At 74.7% G+C, this 18172-nt stretch carries 15 protein-coding genes and 1 pseudogene; 8 read left to right on the top strand and 8 right to left on the bottom strand.

Going from position 1 to position 18172, the window contains the following annotated elements; all coding sequences use genetic code 11:
• Nucleotides 1-80: 80 nt before the first annotated feature.
• The 6 genes from EAH89_RS20470 to EAH89_RS20445 form a co-directional block, all read right to left on the bottom strand.
• Nucleotides 81-320, bottom strand: a complete 240-nt coding sequence (locus tag EAH89_RS20470; protein WP_043832786.1) for an ATP synthase subunit C family protein — start codon at nucleotides 318-320, stop codon at nucleotides 81-83.
• Nucleotides 321-380: 60 nt separating this feature from the next.
• Nucleotides 381-1136 (bottom strand): F0F1 ATP synthase subunit A, encoded by a 756-nt coding sequence (locus tag EAH89_RS20465; protein WP_140885573.1) that lies wholly within the window; start codon nucleotides 1134-1136, stop codon nucleotides 381-383.
• A 39-nt stretch (nucleotides 1137-1175) separates the two neighbouring features.
• On the bottom strand, nucleotides 1176-1472 hold the full coding sequence (locus EAH89_RS20460) for an AtpZ/AtpI family protein (protein ID WP_140885572.1): 297 nt from the start codon (nucleotides 1470-1472) through the stop codon (nucleotides 1176-1178).
• Nucleotides 1473-1606: 134 nt separating this feature from the next.
• Complete coding sequence (locus tag EAH89_RS20455) at nucleotides 1607-3511, bottom strand: ABC transporter ATP-binding protein (RefSeq protein ID WP_241667122.1); 1905 nt, start codon at nucleotides 3509-3511, stop codon at nucleotides 1607-1609.
• Nucleotides 3512-3523: 12 nt separating this feature from the next.
• Entirely contained in the window at nucleotides 3524-4639 is a 1116-nt protein-coding gene (locus EAH89_RS20450; protein WP_140885571.1) for a THUMP domain-containing class I SAM-dependent RNA methyltransferase, read from the bottom strand.
• Nucleotides 4640-4727: 88 nt separating this feature from the next.
• Nucleotides 4728-5306, bottom strand: coding sequence for a YqaA family protein (locus tag EAH89_RS20445; protein WP_140885570.1), 579 nt, complete (start codon nucleotides 5304-5306; stop codon nucleotides 4728-4730).
• Nucleotides 5307-5444: 138 nt separating this feature from the next.
• On the opposite strand from EAH89_RS20445, the gene EAH89_RS20440 reads away from it, so the two are divergent.
• From EAH89_RS20440 to EAH89_RS20425, 4 genes are all read left to right on the top strand, one after another.
• A complete protein-coding gene (locus EAH89_RS20440) occupies nucleotides 5445-6431 on the top strand; it encodes a DUF2891 domain-containing protein (protein WP_140885569.1) in 987 nt (328 codons plus the stop codon).
• A 91-nt stretch (nucleotides 6432-6522) separates the two neighbouring features.
• Nucleotides 6523-7329 (top strand): lysophospholipid acyltransferase family protein, encoded by an 807-nt coding sequence (locus EAH89_RS20435; protein ID WP_161993698.1) that lies wholly within the window; start codon nucleotides 6523-6525, stop codon nucleotides 7327-7329.
• On the top strand, nucleotides 7326-8084 hold the full coding sequence (locus tag EAH89_RS20430; protein WP_140885567.1) for a glycosyltransferase family 2 protein: 759 nt from the start codon (nucleotides 7326-7328) through the stop codon (nucleotides 8082-8084). The genes EAH89_RS20435 and EAH89_RS20430 overlap by 4 nt, the downstream gene beginning before the upstream one ends.
• A complete protein-coding gene (locus EAH89_RS20425) occupies nucleotides 8081-9076 on the top strand; it encodes an asparaginase (protein WP_140885566.1) in 996 nt (331 codons plus the stop codon). Before EAH89_RS20430 ends, EAH89_RS20425 begins: the two co-directional genes overlap by 4 nt.
• Before the next feature lie 36 nt (nucleotides 9077-9112).
• Here the strand turns inward: EAH89_RS20425 and EAH89_RS20420 are convergent, their stop codons facing one another.
• Nucleotides 9113-13486, bottom strand: coding sequence for a beta strand repeat-containing protein (locus tag EAH89_RS20420; RefSeq protein WP_140885565.1), 4374 nt, complete (start codon nucleotides 13484-13486; stop codon nucleotides 9113-9115).
• A gap of 193 nt (nucleotides 13487-13679) precedes the next feature.
• Nucleotides 13680-14507 (bottom strand): EcsC family protein, encoded by an 828-nt coding sequence (locus EAH89_RS20415; RefSeq protein ID WP_140885564.1) that lies wholly within the window; start codon nucleotides 14505-14507, stop codon nucleotides 13680-13682.
• Between the two features lie 123 nt (nucleotides 14508-14630).
• Between EAH89_RS20415 and EAH89_RS20410 the strand changes: the two genes are divergently transcribed.
• The 4 genes and pseudogenes from EAH89_RS20410 to EAH89_RS20395 all read left to right on the top strand — a co-directional run.
• A complete protein-coding gene (locus EAH89_RS20410; RefSeq protein WP_140885563.1) occupies nucleotides 14631-15035 on the top strand; it encodes a hypothetical protein in 405 nt (134 codons plus the stop codon).
• A 151-nt stretch (nucleotides 15036-15186) separates the two neighbouring features.
• Nucleotides 15187-16425, top strand: coding sequence for a PepSY-associated TM helix domain-containing protein (locus EAH89_RS20405; RefSeq protein ID WP_161993697.1), 1239 nt, complete (start codon nucleotides 15187-15189; stop codon nucleotides 16423-16425).
• Nucleotides 16426-16727: 302 nt separating this feature from the next.
• Nucleotides 16728-17327, top strand: a complete 600-nt coding sequence (locus EAH89_RS20400) for a hypothetical protein (RefSeq protein WP_140885561.1) — start codon at nucleotides 16728-16730, stop codon at nucleotides 17325-17327.
• A gap of 263 nt (nucleotides 17328-17590) precedes the next feature.
• Nucleotides 17591-18172, top strand: a pseudogene (locus EAH89_RS20395) (calcium-binding protein); the annotation flags it as partial.

Raw genomic sequence — 18172 nt, 5'->3', positions numbered from 1 at the left:
TCCGTTCGTCCGCGGACGAGCCTTCGGCAGCAGGCCGGCCACGCCTCCAGAGGGCGTGGCCGGCCGCTGCGCGCCGGCAATCAGGCGAAGAGGATGAGGAAGGCGATCAGCAGCGCGAAGAGGGCCACCGCCTCCGTCAGGGCGAAGCCCAGGATGCCGATCGGGAAGACGGCGTCGCGGGCGGACGGGTTGCGGGCCACGCTGTTGATCAGCGAGGAGAAGATGTTGCCGATGCCGAGGCCCACGCCGAACAGCGCGATCACGGCGAGGCCGGCACCGAGCGCCTTGTAGGCGCCGAGATAGGCGGCGGGGTCGTTCATCTGAGCTTTTCCTTGTCTGGAAGAGTGTTCGGTCCAGCGCGGCGCTTGGTGCCCTGCTGTTTAGTGCAGGTGCACGGCGTCGTGCAGGTAGATGCTGGTGAGGATCGCGAAGACGTAGGCCTGAAGGAAGGCGACGAGGATCTCGAAGCCGATCAGGGCCACGTTCACCGCGAGCGGCAGGGCGGCGCCCAGGAAGCCGACGGCGCCCAGCGAGCCGATCAGCACGATGAAGGTCGCAAAGACCTTCAGCATCACGTGTCCCGCGACCATGTTCGCGAAGAGACGGATGGAGAGGGAGATCGGCCGGGAGATGTAGGACACGACCTCGACCGGGATGATGATGGGCGCGAGCCAGAGCGGCGCGCCCTCGGGGAAGAAGTAGCCGAAGAACTTCTTGCCGTGGATCGCCAGCGCCACGATCGTCGTTACCAGGAACACCAGCACCGCGAGGCCCAGGGTCACCGCGATGTGCGAGGTGTAGGTGAAGGCGTAGGGCAGCAGGCCCAGCATGTTGCCGAACAGCACGAACATGAAGAGCGCGAAGACGAAGGGGAAGTAGCGGCGCCCCTCGTGGCCGACCTGGCCGATCAGCACGCCCTCCACGAACTCGTAGAGCATCTCGGCCGCGGCCTGGAGCCGGCCCGGCACCACGGCGCGGTGGCGCATACCCACCATGAACAGGAGCGTGATCAGCCCCACGGCCAGCAGCATGTGCGCGTTGGACTGGGAGAAGCCCACGGCCCGGCCGATGGGCCCGAGGACCGGGACCAGCTCGAACTGGCTCAGCGCGTCGATCGTCTTGCCTTCGGCGGCCACGTGTCGGTCCCTGTGTTGCAGCGGCGATGCGTTACGGCATCAAGGCTTGGCGTTCGGGCGGGGCTTGAACAGCCGATAGACGTTCAGCACCCCGGCGGCGCCACCCACGAGGAAGAAGACCAGGAAGAGCCAGGGGAAGGTTCCGAGCCAGCGGTCGAGCAGGAAGCCCAGACCCGCACCCGCGACCAGCGCCGCCACGACCTCGACCCCCGCGCGGAAGCCAATTCCCCACGGTCCCGTCGGCAGCCCCCCTCCCGCCTTCGCGGGGTCGGGGTCCAGGCCCTGCTTGGCCCTGGCCTGCCGAAGTCGGTCGTCGAAGCCGTCCCGGTGTTCCACCTTGCTCTCCCGAGGCATCCCCCCGAAAGGCAGGGGGTCCCTAAATTGCGGTCCATGTGGTGTCAAGCGCGTGCGGTGCGGCAAAGCCCGGCCCGCACCGCATAGTGCGCGGCCCGGCCCCCGGCGCGAAGGCCTCAGGCGCCGATGAACCCGCCCGATTGCCGGGCCCAAAGCCGGGCATAGGCCCCGCCGCGGGCCAGCAGCGCGGCGTGGGACCCGGTCTCCACGATCCGCCCGGCCTCCAGCACCACCAGCCGGTCGAGGCTCGCGATGGTGGACAGCCGGTGGGCGATGGCGATCACCGTCTTGCCCGCCATCAGCGCCGAGAGCTGCTCCTGGATCGCGGCCTCCACCTCCGAATCGAGGGCGCTCGTCGCCTCGTCGAGCACGAGGATGGGCGCGTCCTTCAGCAGCACGCGGGCGATCGCGACCCGCTGGCGCTGCCCGCCCGAGAGCTTCACGCCGCGCTCGCCGGCATGGGCGTCGTAGCCGCGCCGCCCCCGCCAGTCCGACAGCGCCTCGATGAAGCCCGCCGCCTCCGCCCGCCGCGCGGCCCCCTCCACCTCCGCCAGGGTGGCGTCGGGGCGGCCGAAGCGGATGTTGTCGAGGATGGAGCGGTGCAGCAGCGCCGTGTCCTGGGTCACCAGCCCGACCGAGGCCCGCAGGCTCTCCTGCGTCACGCCCGCGATGTCCTGGCCGTCGATGGTGATCCGCCCCCGCTCGGGGTGGAAGAAGCGCAGCAGAAGGTTGATCGCCGTCGTCTTCCCCGCCCCGGACTGGCCGACCAGCCCCACCCTCTCGCCGGGCTTGATGTCGAGGTCGAAGCCGTCCAGCACGGCCGCGTCCCGGCGCCCGTAGCCGAAGCGCACCCCCTCGAAGCGGATGGCGCCGCGCGTCACCCGCAGCGGGCGGGCCATCGGCGGGTCGGGCTCGGTCGGCTCGGCCGCGATGCTCCGCATGGCCTCCTGCACCACCCCGATGTTCTCGAAGATGCCGGCGACGTTGAAGGCCACCCAGCCCGACATGTTGGCGATCTGCCAGGCCATGGGCAGCGCCGTCGCGACCGAGGCGACCGCGATGTCGCCCCGCGCCCAGAGCGCGATCGCCGTCGCCGCCATCCCCACCAGCAGCACCGCGTTCAGGGTCGCGAGCATCGCCGCGTTGGCCGTCACCATGCGGGACTGCCGCTGGAAGGCCCCGGTCAGGCCCAGCACCCCCTCCTGCACGAAGGAATCCTCCCGCTCCGCCCGGGCGAAGAGCTTGATCGAGAGGATGTTCGTGTAGGCGTCCACGATCCGCCCGGTCAGCAGGCTCCGCTGCTCGGAGGCGGCGCGGGAGCGGTCGCGCATCCGGGGCACCACGAAGCGCAGCAGGGCGGCGTAGGCCACGAACCAGACGAGGATGGGCATCGCCAGCCGCCAGTCCGCGCCCCCCAGCCAGAGCACGGCGCTCGAGCCGTAGACGAGGATGTACCAGACCGCCGTCACCGCCTGGACCACGGATTCCCGCAGCGCTGGCCCCGCCTGCATCACCCGGTTTGCGATCCGCCCCGCGAAGTCCTCCTGGAAGAAGGCCCAGCCCTGGCGCGAGACGAGCCGGTGCGCCTGCCAGCGGATGAGGCTCGTGAAGGCGGGGTTGATGCCCTGGTTGGTGACCAGGTTCTGCGCGAGGATCGCCCCCGGCCGCAGCACGAGCAGCACGCCCCCCATGAGGAGCAGCCCGCCCCCGGCCTCCGCCAGCAGCCGGTCCGGGGCGTGGGCGCCCAGCAGGGCGATCACCCGGCCGATGAAGACGGGGATAAGGCTGTCCAGCACCGCGACCAGCATGCCCGTGGCGAAGAGGGCAATGACGAGCGCCCGGGCCTGCCGGGCGAAGTGCCAGTAGAAGCCGAGCAGGGTGGCGGGCGGCGGCGCCTCGGGCACCGGCACGCCGAAGGCCCGGGCGGCCCGGGCGCCCGGCGGGGCGATCGGGTCGATGAAGGTCTCGAGGGCGCGGAAGGGCATGGCCGCGATGTGGGGGCGATGCGGGACCAGCGCCACCGACGCCGCCCCTCAGGGCAGGGGCGCCGTCCGGTACAGCGACACGCGCAGCCCCCCGTGCGGCACCGGCGCGCCCGGCGGCAGGAAGGGCAGCCGGGTGGCCCCGGCCAGGCGCGGCTCGCTCGCGACGATCCCGACGCGCCAGCCCGCGAAGCGGCCGGCCAGCACCCCGCCGAGCGCCTGGTAGAGGGGGAGCAGCCCCTCCCTCTCGCCGAGCCGGTTGCCGTAGGGCGGGTTGGCGATGACGAGGCCCGGCGGCCCCTCGGGCGGGACCAGCTCGCTGATGGTGGCCCGCCGGAAGGCGGTGCCCTCCGTCACGCCCGCCCGCGCGGCGTTCGCCAGGCTCATCGCGACGGCGCCCGCGTCGCGGTCGCTGCCGTGGCAGAGGGCCGGCGGGGGGCGGGCGCTCCGCACCGCCCGCATCCGCTCCCAGGCCTCGGCGTCGAAGGTGGCGAGCCGCTCGAAGGCGAAGGAGCGCGCGCGGCCGGGGTTGAGCCGGGCCGCGATCTCGGCGGCCTCGATCACGAAGGTGCCGGAGCCGCACATCGGGTCCACCACCGGCTCCGCCCCGGTGTAGCCGCACTCGAGGAGGAAGAGCGACGCCATGGTCTCGCGCATGGGCGCCGCGTTGACGGCCTCCTTGTAGCCGCGCTTGTGCAGCGGCTCGCCGGAGGTGTCGACGCTGAGGGTGCAGACGTCGTTCTCGAGGCGCGCCCGCACCAGCACCTCGCCCTCGGGGGAATGGGGCGCGCCCAGGGTCTCCCGGATGGCCGTCGCGATCCGCTCGGCGGCCGCGCCGGAGTGGTAGATGCGGGAGGCGCTGCAGGTCGCTTCCACGCGGAAGGACACGTCCGGCCGCAGGACCTCCGCCCAGGGCACCCGCCGGGCGCGGGCGTCGAGCTGGGCGAGGTGGGTCACGCGGAAGCTGTCGAGGCGGGCGAGCACGCGCCCGGCCCCCCGCACCCAGAGGTTGGCGCGCCAGACCTCCGGCCAGCCGCCGAGCAGCACGACCCCGCCCGGTACGGCGCGCGGCCGCTTGAAGCCCTTCCCGCGGATCTCCTCGAACAGCGCGGCCTCGAGCCCGGGCGGGGCGGTGAGGAAGATCTCGAAGTCGGGGGTGGTGGTCATGTCACCTTCGGGAAGGGATGGGCCGGGCGCCGCGTTCCGCCGGCAGGGGGAAGCCCCTTCCACGGGCACCTGCCGGAAGGGAACCGCCTCAGACGAAGCGCAGCGCCAGGAAGCCGCCGATGACCGCCAGCGCCGTCAGCCCCGCGATGAGGTTCAGGCGCCGCTCGATGAACTCCCGCGCCGGCGGACCGTAGCGGCGCAGCAGGAAGGCGAGGAGGAAGAAGCGGGCGCCGCGGGTGATGACGCTGCAGACGAAGAAGACGACCAGCGAGAAATGCGCCGCCCCCGAGGCGATGGTGACGATCTTGTAGGGGATGGGCGTCAGACCCTTGATGAGAATGACTGCCGCGCCCCAGCGCTCGAACCAGCCGGTGAAGGTGGCCAGCGCGTCCGCGTGGCCGTAGGCGGAGAGGACGGGCAGCGCCACCGCCTCGAAGAAGAGGGCCCCGATGGCGTAGCCGAGCAGCCCGCCGAGGACGGAGGCGACCGTGCAGATGAGCGCGTAGCCGTAGGCGCGCTCGGGACGCGCGAGGCACATCGGGACGAGCATGGCGTCGGGCGGGATCGGGAAGACGCTGCTCTCCGCGAAGGAGACGACGCCGAGCAGCGTCGGCGCCCGCGGATGGGCGGACAGGGCGATGATCCGGTCGTACAGGGCGCGCAACATGCGGGCGGGCATCCCACGCGGGGGCGCGGGCGGCAAGGGCCGGCGGGGCCCGCGCGGGCGGAACGAGGGCCGCGCCGGCTTGCCGCCGCGCCGCGCCGGGGCGATGGGTGGGGGTCCCTGCCCGCGAGGCCCCGCCGCATGCTCCCCGGACCCCGCCTCACCGAGCCCCTCGCCGCCCGCCTGGCCGCCCTTGCCCTCGGCCATGTGGAGCGCGAGTACCCCCACAAGCCCGACCATGTCCTCGCCGGCCCGGGGGACCTCCTCGCGCCCTCCGCCCAGCACCCGGTCTTCTTCGGCAGCTACGACTGGCACTCCTGCGTCCACGCCCACTGGACGCTGGCCCGCCTTCTCCGCCGCTTCCCCGCCATGGAGCCGGCGCCGGCGATCCGCGCCCTGTTCCACCGCCGCCTGAAGGAGGGGGCCGTGGCGGCGGAGGTCGCCTACCTCGCCCGCCCCTCCGCGCGCGGCTTCGAGCGGCCCTATGGCTGGGGCTGGCTGCTCGCCCTCGCGGAGGAGCTGGCGCATCACGCCGGGGAGCCCTGGTCCGCCCGGCTGGAGCCCCTGGCCGAGGCCTTCGCGGCCCGCCTGCGGGGCTTCCTGCCGCTCGCCACCTACCCCGTCCGAACGGGAAGCCATGGCAACACCGCCTTCGCCCTCCTCCTCGCCGCCGGCCGGATGGGGGAGGAGATCGCGCCCTTCGCCCGCCGCCTCTACGGCGCCGACCGGGCCTGCCCGGCCTGGGGCGAGCCCGGTGGGGACGACTTCCTCTCCCCCACCCTCGTCGAGGCGGCGCTGATGGCTCGCCTCCTTCCCCGGGGCGAGTTCCTGCCCTGGTTCGACGCCTTCCTGCCCGGCCTGGCCGAGCGGGAGCCCGCCGCCCTCTTCGCGCCCGCCGCCGTCTCGGACCGCACCGACGGCAAGATCGCCCACCTGGACGGCCTCAACCTCTCCCGCGCCTGGTGCTGGCGCCGCCTCGCGGCCGCCCTGCCGGAGGGCGACGCCCGCCGCCCCGTCCTGCTCGCCGCGGCCGAGGACCACCTCGCGGCCGGCCTGCCCCATGTCGCCGGCCACTACATGGGGGAGCACTGGCTCGCGACCTTCGCGGTCCTCGCGCTGGAGGGGTAGGGCGCGCGCGCCCTCCCCGTGTATCCTCCCGCGCAACGGGGCGGGGGCCGGGCGGCTCCCCCGCCGCGGGAGCGCAACCAGGGGGAACCGATTGCCAGCGCCGCCACCCCATCCCGCCCCGGCGGCGACGGCCTCCCCGCGCCCGCCACCCCTGGCGCCCCCCGAGCGCGCGCGCGGCCTGCGCGACGGCCTCGCCTTCTACGCGATGCTCGCCATCCTCGGCGGCGGCTTCCTCGGCTGGGGGCTGGTCGCCTACCCCCTCTCCTTCCTCCTGCCGCCCCGCCTCGGGCGCCCGCTCGGCCGGCGGGTCATCACGGCGGGCTTCGGCGGCCTTCTCCGCCTCATGGAGCGCCTCGGCCTGGTGGAGCTCGACCTCGCGGGGATCGAGCCGCTGCGGGGGGCGCGCGGGCTCGTGGTCGCGCCCAACCACCTCGCCATGCTCGACGTCATGCTCGTCGTCTCGCGCCTGCCGGACACGGTCTGCATCATGAAGGCGGGGCTGGAGCGGAACCCCGCCCTCGGCGGCGGGCGGCTGGCCGGCTACATCCCCAACCGCGACCCCCGCCACGTCATCGCGGGCGCGACGGAGGCGCTGCGCGCGGGGGCCAACCTCCTCGTCTTCCCCGAGGGCACGCGCTCGCCGGACGGGTCGCTCGGCCCCTTCCACCCCGGCTTCGCCCTCATCGCCCGCCGCGCCGGGGCGCCGGTGCAGACGGTTCTCATCGAGAGCAACAGCCGCTACCTCGGCAAGGGGTGGCCGATCTGGCGGCAGCCGGCCTTCCCCCTCCGCTACCGCGCCCGCCTCGGCGAGCGCGTCGCGGTGGGCGGGCCCGCCGCGGGTTTCGCGGAGGCCCTGCGCGAGCGCCACGCCGCCGCCCTCGGGACCACGACGCGTTGAGCCGCACCCACCTCGTCATCATCCCGAGCTACGACACCGGGCCGCGCCTGGCCGAGACGGTGGCCGGCGCCCGCGCCGCCTGGCCGACCGTCTGGGTGGTGGTGGACGGCAGCACCGACGGCTCGGCCGCGCCGCTGCGCGCCATCGAGGACCCCGGCTTCCGGCTGATCGAGCGCCCCGTGAACGGCGGCAAGGGCGCGGCCCTGCACGAGGCGCTGGAGGCCGCCGCCCGCGAGGGCTTCACCCACGCCCTGACCATGGACGCCGACGGCCAGCACCCGGCCGGGCGCATCGCCGACTTCATGGCCGCCTCCCACGCGCATCCCCGGGCCATGGTCCTCGGCACCCCCGTCTTCGGGCCCGAGGCGCCGGCGCTGCGCGTGCGCGGCCGGCGCGTCTCCAACTGGTGGGCGGGGCTCGAGACGCTCTGGTCCACCCGGGGCGGCGAGCCGATCGGGGACAGCCTCTTCGGCTTCCGCGTCTACCCCATCGCGCCGCTCCTCGCCGTCATGCGCCGCAGCCGCTGGATGCGCCGCTACGACTTTGACGCGGAGGCCGTGGTGCGGCTCGCCTGGGCCGGCCTGCCCGCCCTCAACATCCCCGCCGAGGTGCGCTACCTCGACCGCGCCGAGGGCGGGGTCTCCCACTTCCGCTACGGGCGCGACAACCTGCTGCTCACCGGCATGCACACCCGGCTGATGATCGGCTTCATCCTGCGCCTGCCGGCGCTTCTCCTGCGACGAGGCCGACCATGACCGACGCCCCCTCCCCCCTGATTGAGGTCCGCCGCGGCGGCACGGTCGAGAGCGTCCACCGCGGCGTGGCCGTGGTGGCCGACGCCGGAGGGCGGGTCCTCCACGCCTGGGGAGACCCGGGTCTGCTCACCTTCCCCCGCTCCTCGCTGAAGCCCTTCCAGGCCCTCTCCCTCGTGGAGAGCGGGGCGGCGGAGGGGCTGGATTCCGCCCACCTCGCCCTCGCCTGCGCCTCCCACCGGGCGGAGCCCTTCCAGGTCGCCATGGTCGAGGGCTGGCTCGCCCGGCTCGGCCGGCCGGAATCGGCGCTGGTCTGCGGCCCCGCCTTCCCGATGGGCGAGGGCGACCTCGTCGACGCCGCCCGCGCGGGGGGCAAGCGGCGGGCCTTCCACAACTGCTCGGGCAAGCATTGCGGCTTCCTCGCCGCCGCCGCCGCCTTCGGCCGGCCGGAGGGCTACGAGAGCCCGGACCACCCGGCGCAGCGCCACTGGATGGCCGCCCTGTCGGACCTCATCGGGCGCGAGGCCTCGGCCCTGCCCCGCGGCACGGATGGCTGCGGCCTGCCCGCCCTGGCCATGACCCTCGCCGAGGCCGCCCAGGCCGCCGCCCGCTACGCCGCCCTCGCCCTGCCCGACGCCCGGCGCGAGGCCGCGGTGCGGCGCATCCTGGAAGCCATGCGCGAGCACCCCGGCCACCTCTCGGGCCGCGGCCGGCCGACCGAGCAGGTCGTCGCCGCGACCGAGGGCCGCGTGGTGCTGAAGGAGGGGGCGGAGGGCTTCGTGCTCGGCTTCGTGCCCGAGCGCGGCCTCGGCATCGCGGTCAAGATCGCGGACGGCGCGACGCGTGGGAAGATGGCGCTCTTCGCGACGGTTCTCGGACGGCTCGGCCTCCTGCCCGCGGACCGCGCGGCCGAGCTGGCCCGGGCGGTGGAGGCGCCGGTGCTGGACAGCAACAACCGCGTGGTGGGCGAGGTCGTGGCGCTGCCGCTGGCCTAGGGCGCGCGCCCGGCGGGTGCCGGGCGCGCGGGAGGCTCAGGCGAAGAGGAAGTCCGAGGCGACGAGCCCCGCCTTCTCGACGCCCGCGAGGGTGATGGCGCCGCCCGCCCCGGTGGCGATGACCGTGTCCGCGCCCGACTGGACGGCGGCCGCGAGCACCTCGGCGAGGCTGTCGAGGCCCGTGCCGAAGCCGACCAGGCGCAGCACGTCGCCCTCGGCGTGGCGGAAGTCCTCCACGCGGTCGGCGCCGTGGCCGGGGGCGAAGACGAAGGCGTCGGCCCCGGCCCCGCCGCGCAGCGCGTCCGCCCCGGCGCCGCCCGACAGCACGTCCGCGCCCGCCGTGCCCACCAGCACGTCGGCACCGCCCGTGCCGGCCAGGCTCACGCCGCCGACGCCGAGGCCGCGGACGAAGACGTCGGCGGCGCCGTTGCCGTCGGCCGCCACGAGGTTGGTGGCGTCGCTGTGGAACGCGACCCTCGTGCCGTCCGCCGAGAGCGCGGGGCCGGCGCTGGTCCCGTTGCCCGCCGCGCCGCCCGCGCCGCTCACCAGCGTGATCGCGCCCGTCGCGAGGTCCTTGACGAAGACGTCGACCGTGCCGTTGTCGTCGCCCGCGACGAGGTTGCTCGCGTAGCTCTCGAAGGCGACCTTCGTGCCATTGGCCGAGAGGACCGCGCCGAAGCTGTAGCTGTTCCCCACGACGCCGTCCGCGCCGCTCACCAGCGTCAGGGTGCCCGTCAGGAGGTCCTTGACGAAGATGTCGTCCGTGCCGTTGGTGTCGCCCGCCGCGAGGTTGCTGGCGTAGCTCTGGAACACGACCTTCGTGCCGTCCGCCGAGAGAAGCGGGAACTGGCTGTAGTCGTTCCCGAGCACCCCACCCGCGTCGCTGACCAGCGTGATCGCGCCCGTGGCGAGGTCCTTCACGAAGACGTCGACCGCGCCGTTGGTGTCGCCCGCCACGAGGTTGCCCGCCGAGCTCTGGAACGCGACCGTCGTGCCGTCGGCGGAGATGGCGGCGCTGTGGCTGTAGCCCTCCGCCACCGCGCCGCCCACGCCGCTCACCAGCGTGATCGCGCCGGTCGCAAGGTCCTTCATGAAGACGTCAACCGTGCCGTTGTCGTCCCCCGCCACGAGGTTGCTCGCGTAGCTCTGGAAGGCGACCTTCGTGCCGTCGGCCGAGAGGACCGCGCCATAGCTGTAGCCATCCCCCACCACGCCGCCCGCGCCGCTGACCAGCGTCACAACCCCCGTCGCGAGGTCCTTCACGAAGAGATCGGCCGTGCCGTTGTCGTCGCCCGCCGCGAGGTTGCTCGCGTAGCTCTGGAAGGCGACCTTCGTGCCGTCCGCCGAGAGGACGGGCGCGTCGCTGCTGCCGTTCCCCACGACGCCGCCGGCGCCGCTCACCAGCGTCAGCGTGCCCGTCGCGAGGTCCTTGATGAAGAGGTCGCTCGTGCCGTTCGTGTCGCCCGCCACAAGGTTGCTCGCCGCGCTCTGGAACACGACCTTCGTGCCGTCCGCGGAGAGCACCGGGCCGTGGCTGGCGCCGTTCGCCTCCACGCCGCTGACGAGCGTCACGGCCCCCGTCGAGAGGTCCTTGACGAAGATGTCGCTCACGCCGTTCGCGTCGCCGGCGACGAGGTTGCTCGCCGCGCTCTCGAAGGCGACCTTCGTCCCGTCCCCCGAGAGCGAGGGCGCGACGCTCGGGCCGTCCCCGGCGGCGCCCGCCGCGCCGCTGGCCAGCACGGGGGTGGCGAAGGCGGGTTGCGGCTGCCCCACCAGGACGGAGAGGCCCGACGCCGCGGAGGTGAGCGTGCCGTCGGACAGCACCACCGACACGGTCGCGCCGCCCGCCGCGAAGTCGTGCGTCACGCTCCGCGCGAAGCCGCCCGCCCCGTCGCCGGCGAGGAGCCAGGTCTGGGCGGGGCTGCCGTCGCCCCAGTCCACGCTCGCGCTGACGAGGGCGCTGTCGGCGTCCTTGCCCTCGATGAGGAAGGTCACCCGGCTCGTCCCCTCCGCCATGGCGGCGGCGGCGGCCGTGACGCCCGTCAGCGCCGGCGCGTCGTTGGCGCCGTTCACCGTCACGACGATCCCCTTGCTGGCGGCCCCGTCGAGGGAGGCGACCGTCAGGGTCTCGGTGACCGACTGCCCCTCCCGCAGCGCCTGGGTCGCGGCCAGGCGGTTGTCGACGGCGTAGGACCACGCACCCGTGGCCTCGTCGAAGGTGAAGTTGCCGTAGCGGCCCGCCAGCGCGGCCGGCGCCACGGCCTGGAACGCCGCCTCGCCCGCGTCGGCGTCGGTGACCAGCAGCGTGCCCGCGGCGGTGAGGTCCGCGCCGTCTTCGGTCACGCGGCCCGTGGCGTCGCCCGCGATGGTCGCCTCGTCGTTCCGGCCGAGGATGGTCAGCGTCAGCACGGCGTCGCCATGGGCGCCGCCCGCGTTGGTGACGCGGTAGGCGACGGTCTCGGTCGCGGTCTCGCCCGCGCGCAGGAAGTCGTAGTCGCCGCCCGGCGCGTAGCGCCAGCCGCCCTCCGCGGTCGCCTCCAGCGCGCCGCGCGCGGGCGCCGAGAGAAGGGTGACCGAGGCGGGGCCGTCCGGCACGGTGTCGTTGAGGACGAAGCTGCCCTCGGCGTCCTCGTCCTCGGCCAGCGTCGCCGCGTCCTCCACGGCCACCACGGGCGCGATCTCCACCGGCCAGCCGCCCGCCGGCACGACCCGGCCATCGACGGAAACCGACAGCGCCTCGAAGCCCTGCACCGTCAGGCCCCAGAGCGCCGAGATGACGGATTGCCCGCCGCGCGCCTCCGGGCTCGCCAGGGCGGCGTCGAGGCGGGCGAGCTCGGCCTGGTTCGCCGCGCTGAGCCACTCGGCGCCCGTCATCGCCAGCCGCAGCGTGTCCGTGCCCGCGCCCCCGAAGACCTGGCTGCCGGCCGCGGCGAGGGTGACCGTCACGAGGTCGTCCCCCGCGCCCGCATCCGCCAGGTTGGCGCCGCCGCCGAGGTCGATCGTGTCGTTGCCCGCGCCGGTATAGACCGTGTCGTCGCCCGCGCCGGCGAGGATGACGTTGCTGCCTTCGCCGCCGACGATCGTGTCGTTGCCGGCGCCGGTCGTGATCCGGTCGTCCCCCGCCCCCGCGAAGACGAGGTTGGCCCCGTCCCCGGCATCGATGACGTTGGCCCCGTCGCCGACCGCGACGATGTCGTTGCCGCCGCCCGTCAGCACGGTGTCGGCGCCCGACCCCGCGTAGACGGTGTTGTTGCCCTCGCCAAGGGTCGCGGCGTTGTCGCCCTCGCCGAGGAAGACCGTGTCGTCGCCGTCGCCGGTCGTGACCCGGTCGTTGCCGCCGCCGGCGTAGAGGGTGTTCGCCCCCCCGCCGAGCGAGACCACGTTGTCGCCCTCGCCCGCCACGACGACGTCGTCGCCCTCGCCCGCGGTGATGACGTCCGCGCCCGCGCCCGCGTAGACGGTGTTGCGCCCGCCGCCGACGAGGACGGTGTTGTCGCCCTCCCCGGCCACGACGACGTCGTCGCCGTCGCCCGCCGTGATCCGGTCGCTGCCGCCGCCCGCGTAGACGGTGTTGTTGCCCCCGCCGGCCTCGATCAGGTCGCCGCTCTCGCCGGAGACGATGGTGTCGTTGCCGCCGCCGGTGCGGATCGTGTTGACGCCCTCGCCCGCGTAGACCGTGTCGTCCCCGCCGCCGGTGGTGATGCCGTCGGCGCCGGCGCCGCCGATGACGGTGTTGTTGCCGGCCCCGGCGTCCACCGTGTTGTCGCCCTCGCCGGCCCCGATCGTGTCGTCGCCGCTGCCCGCGGTGATGCTGTCCGCGCCCGCGCCGGTGTAGACCGTGTTGCGGCCGCCGCCCGCGAGGACGGTGTTGTCGCCGTCGCCCAGGATGATCGTGTCGTCGCCGTCGCCGGCGGTGACGAGGTCGTTCCCGGCGCCGGCGTAGACGGCGTTGTTGCCGCCGCCCGCGAAGACCGTGTTGTCGCCCTCCCCGGCGAAGATCGCGTCGTTGCCGTCCCCGGCGGTGATCCGGTCCGCGCCGGCGCCCGCGTAGACGAGGTTCGCGCCCCCGCCGGCCTCGACGGTGTTGTCGCCCTCGCCCGCGAAGACCGTGTCGTCGCCGCCGCCGCTGCCGTCCGTCCCGTCGCCGTAGACGAGGTCGGCGTCCGCCTCGCCGTAGATCGTGTCGGCGCCCTCGGCGCCCACGAGCGTGTTCTCGCCCGTGCCGCCGAACAGCACGTCGTTCCCCTCGCCGCCGTCCAGGCGCTCGGCGGAGGCCGAGCCGTAGAGGGTGTCGTTGCCGCCGAGGCCGTAGAGGTCCGTGCCGGCGTTGCCCGGCTCCACGAGCGGCATCGCCTGGAGCGCCTCGGCGTCGGCAGTGCCGGAGAGGATGGGGCGGATGGCAGGAGGCATACGACTCGTCCTATGGTTCGGAGTCGTAACAGGACATTACTAAATCGTTGCTTCAACAGAAATTCGTAACGGGTTCGATCCCAAGATTTGGACGTCCCAAAGGGCGGGACAGCCCGCCCCGGCGTCGCGCCGGACGGGACCCATTCCGCCCGGCCGCCGCGTCATCCGGGACGCGGGAAGCGCCCCGGCCCGCTCAGGCCGTGTTGCCGTCCCGCAGCGCGTCGTAGGCCGCGCGGACCCGCTCGGCCCCGTAGGTGCGCTCCAGCCGGCGGACGAGGAAATGCGCCGCCGCCACGCTGCGGAAGTGCTCGAGGAAGGCAAGGTTGATCGCCGCCCCGGCCGCGGCCCCGATCACCGGCACCGCCTGGGCCGAGAGCTTGAGCCCGACCGTGCCCGTGAAGCGCGCCGCGATGGCGCCCAGGAAGCCCGGCACGAGGCCCGAGACCAGGCTGCTGGCCGCGTTCGGCAGCATCTGCGCCAGCGCGATGCGGGCGGCGAAGTAGCCGGTCTCGGCCATGTCGTCCTCGGTGTTCGCGGGGCTGCCGATGGCGAAGACGGCCATGCACTCCGCGGCGGTCGCGGGCGCCCGCGGGTCCTCGCCGGCGGCGGCGGCCTCGGCCGCAATCTGGCGGAGCAGGACAGTGGTCGAGAAGGGCAGCTCTGCGACCGTGCCGAGCAGCCCGAAGGCCCCGCCCGCCGCGCCGCTCGCCGCCGCGACCCCGCGGTGGAACCAGGCGACGTCGATGCCGAAGGGGGTCCGCCGCGGCTCGGTGCCGACCGCGGTGGACCAGGCCTTCTCCAGCGCCTTGCGCACCGCGCCGTCCACCTGGTCCCGGACGTTGACGGGCAGGCGCGCCTTCAGGGCCTCGATCGGGGTGCCGGCGATCGCGGCCAGGCGGGCGGCGACGGAGGGGCCCTCCAGCGTCGCGACCGCCTTGGCGAGGCCGAGCTGGGCGTCCTCGGGAAGGGTCAGCAGGGCGGGCAGCGTCGTCGACGCCCCCTCGGACGATGTGGTGCTCATGCGGAAACAAATGGCGGGCGGGGGGCCGGGTTGCATCTGCCCCCCCTGCGGCCCCGCGTTGATCCCGCGCCACCTTGGCCCTATCCCGCCGGCCGGGAGCGCACGGGGGCGGGGACGGTTGTGGTGACGCTGGCGGTTCTCGGCGCGGTCGCGCTGCTGGTGCTGGTCGCGGGATGGGCCTTCCGGGCCCGCGCCGCCCGCCGCAAGGCCGTCGCGGCCCTCGTCGCGGAGTGCCCGGGGCTGGAGGACGCGCTGGAGGGCCGCGACACCACCCTTCTCTTCAGCCCGGCCGACGAGATGCTCGGCATCGCCTCCCGCCGCGTGACGCGGCTCGTTCCCTACGCCCTGGTCCGCAAGTGGCAGGCCGAGCCGGTCCACAACGGCGCGGACCGGCGCGTCGGCTGGAACTTCCTCATCGAGACCGCCAACCCGGCCGAGCCGCTCTGGACCATCCGCCTGCGGTCGGGACCCAACAACGCGGTCGCGAACTTCTGGATGGCGAAGTTCAGCGCGCACCTGGACGGCTGAGCGCGGCGCCGCCCCCGCCGCCCTTGCTCCCGGCCTTCCTTGCTAATGACAACGATTCGCATTAACCGGGGAGGGACCGCCGCCCCCGCGGCCGATGGGAGCCCGACCCCGTGACCGACCGCCTTCCCCGCCCCGCCGCGGACCGCCCGTGATGAGCGTGGCCGCGCGCGGCGCCCGGCCGCTCCTCCGGCTTCCCGCCTGGACCACCGTCTGGTTCCAGATCCACTGGTTCATCGGGATCACCGCCGGGCTGGTGCTGATGGTCGTCGGCGTCACCGGCGGGCTGCTCTCCTACCAGGACGAGATCCTGCGCGCCCTCAACCCAGGCGTCCTCCGCGTGACGCCGCGTCCCGGCCCGGTCCTCTCCCCGGCTGAGCTGATCGGGCGGATCGAGGCGGCCTCGGGCGCGCGGGTCACCTCGCTCGGCCTCGCCGCCGCGCCCGACCGCCCGGTCCGCGCCTTCCTCACCCCGCGCGAGACGCCACCGCCCGGCGCCCGCCCCCGGCGCGAGCTGCGCTATGCCGACCCCCATGACGGCACCCTCCTCGGCACCCCCGTGGGCGAGGGCTTCTTCCGCACCACGCGGGAGCTCCACCGCTGGCTGCTCGCCGGCGCGGAGGGGCGGATCGTCGTCGGCGTCTCGACCATCGCCCTCGTCCTCCTCTCCCTCACCGGCCTCTACCTCCGCTGGCCGCGCCGGGTGCTGAGCTGGCGGAGCTGGTTCCGCATCGACACCCGCCTGCGCGGCCGCGCCCTGCTGTGGCGCCTGCACGCGGTGATCGGCACCTGGGCGCTGCCGCTCTACCTCCTGGCCGGGCTGACGGGCCTCTCCTGGTCCTTCGACTGGTACCGCACGGCCCTCTACGACCTGACGGGCGCCCCCCGCCCCGGCGCCGAGGCCGGTCCGCCGCGGGCGGAGGGCGAGGGCCGCGCGGCGCGGCGGGGCCCGCCGCTCGACGTCGACGCGGCCTGGGCCGTCTTCCGGCGGGAGGGGCCCGCCTTCAGCACCGCCCAGATCCGCCCGCCCGCGCCGGGCCAGCCGCTCCGCGTCACCTATGTCGAGGCCGGGGCGCCGCACGAGGACGCCCGCAGCAGCATGGCCGTCAACGCCGCCGGCGAGGTGGTGGAGCACCGCCGCTACGCCGACCAGCCGCTCGGCCACCGCCTGATGGGCAGCATGCTCGCGCTGCACAGCGGGTCCTATTTCGGGCCGATCGGGACGGCGCTGATGATGGTGGCCAGCCTCGCGATGCCCCTCTTCGGCGTGACGGGCTGGGTGCTCTACCTCGGCCGGCGCCGGATGCGGCGCGACGCGGCGCGCCGCGCCGGCCGCCCCCGCCGGGGCGCGGCCGAGGCGCCCCTGGCCGCGCCGGGCACCGCGGGCGAGTAGCGCCGGACGGCAGCGCGGACGCCGAGGCAGCCCCGAAACCTCGCCTTAATCCATTCCGCCGATGCTGCGGCCGCGTCGTCGGGGTTGGGGCAAAATGCTGGCTGATCGCGGAACCGTGCCGGGCCTCCGGCCCACTTCCGATGCCGTGAATGGATCGGACGCCGGATGTTGCTAGGATTGGCGCGGCTCGCGCGCGATCGGGCACGGGGCGCTCCCCGGGCCCGGGGGCGGCGGCCGATCCCCGCCCCCGGCGAGAACGACCGGCCCCGGGCCGAAGCGCGGCCAGCGGAGGGCACGATGCCATGATCACGGGAAGCAACCCGGCCGACAGCCTGCTGCTCGCGGCAGCCGCCCTGGTCATCGCCGTCGTCGTGCTTCCCCGGCTGCGGCCGGCCACGGCGCGCAAGGCGCCGGGCGGCCCCCAGGGCGCCCGGGTGCAGCGCCTGCCGCCCAGGCCCGGGCGGCTCCACCTCGTCGACCTCGGCGGCAAGCTCGCCCTCTTCGGGGAGCCGGCCAGCGGGCGCGTGCTGATCCTGGTCGAGGGCGAGGACGGGCAGCTCCTGTTCCGCCACCGGAGCCTGGACGCGCTGCGCGAGGCCGAGCTTCTCGAGCGGTCGCCGCCGGCGAACGGCGGGCGCCTCGCGCGCGCCCTCGGCCGTGTCCGGCCGACTGGCGCCGGGGCAGGCCAGGTCGGCGTTCGGCTTGTCTTCGACGCCGAACCCGGAGTCTCGGCCGAGAGCCTGAGCCTGTGGTTGCCCGCGGCCGAGCGGACCCAGGCCCGCCAGGCCATCGAGGCGCTCCGCCCATCACGGGGCACGGCACCGGCGGGGACCTCCTTGCCGGAAGCGCGCGGCGCGGGCCGCGTGGTCCCTCTCGACGGTCCCGCCCGGACGGGATCCTGACGCGCGCCGCGGCGGCGGCAACGCCCCGCGCGCCACCAGCATCCGGCCGAGCCTGAAGCACCGCCGGCAGCAAGGCCGGACCATCCTCGCGGTCCTGAACACCCGAAACGACCGACGGCACGGCCGCGCCGCGGGGCTGCCGCGCGCGCCGGCCCGGCCCCGTGATCACGCCCTCACGGGCACGCCACGCGGCGAAACATGATCAATCTTTAGTTTACTTTTCAAAACGAATTTTTCTGCCACGCTGCCCTCGGAGGGCTAAAATGGCCGTTATCATCACATCCCAGCTCAACGCGTTCGGGCGGCTGCTGGCCGCCAGCGGCCAGCCGCTGAACTGGATCGACGGCTCCCGCACGGCGGGGGGTCAGGTCTACGGCACCGGCCAGAACGACTACCTCTACAGCGGCGGCGGCGGCTCCACCCTCTACGGCGGCGCGGGCGACGACACCTACTTCGTCTGGTGGGACCCGAGCGACCGCGTCGTCGAGGCCGCGGGCGCCGGCATCGACACCGTCGCCTCCTCCGCCCGCGTCTACCGCCTGCCCGACAACGTCGAGAACATGTCCGTCGAGAAGGACGGCGCCGCCGGCACCGGCAACAGCCTCGACAACCTCCTCGTCGGCGGCGACGGCAGCCAGACGCTGGACGGCGGCGCCGGCAACGACGTCCTCACCGGCGGCGCCGGCGCCGACCGCTTCCTCTTCGAGCGCGGCGCCGGGCGCGACGTCGTGACCGACTTCCAGCCGGGCGTCGACAAGATCGTCATCGGCGGCGGCTTCACGGCCTTCACGAGCTTCGCCGCCGTGCAGGCCGCCCTCCGCCAGGACGGCGCGGACGCGGTGCTC

This window comes from Muricoccus nepalensis (assembly GCF_006438825.1).
In the GTDB taxonomy this organism is placed as follows: Bacteria; Pseudomonadota; Alphaproteobacteria; order Acetobacterales; family Acetobacteraceae; genus Roseomonas; species Roseomonas nepalensis.
The sequence above is the reverse complement of the archived record's forward strand: the minus strand, read 5'-3'. Positions and strand labels throughout refer to the sequence as shown.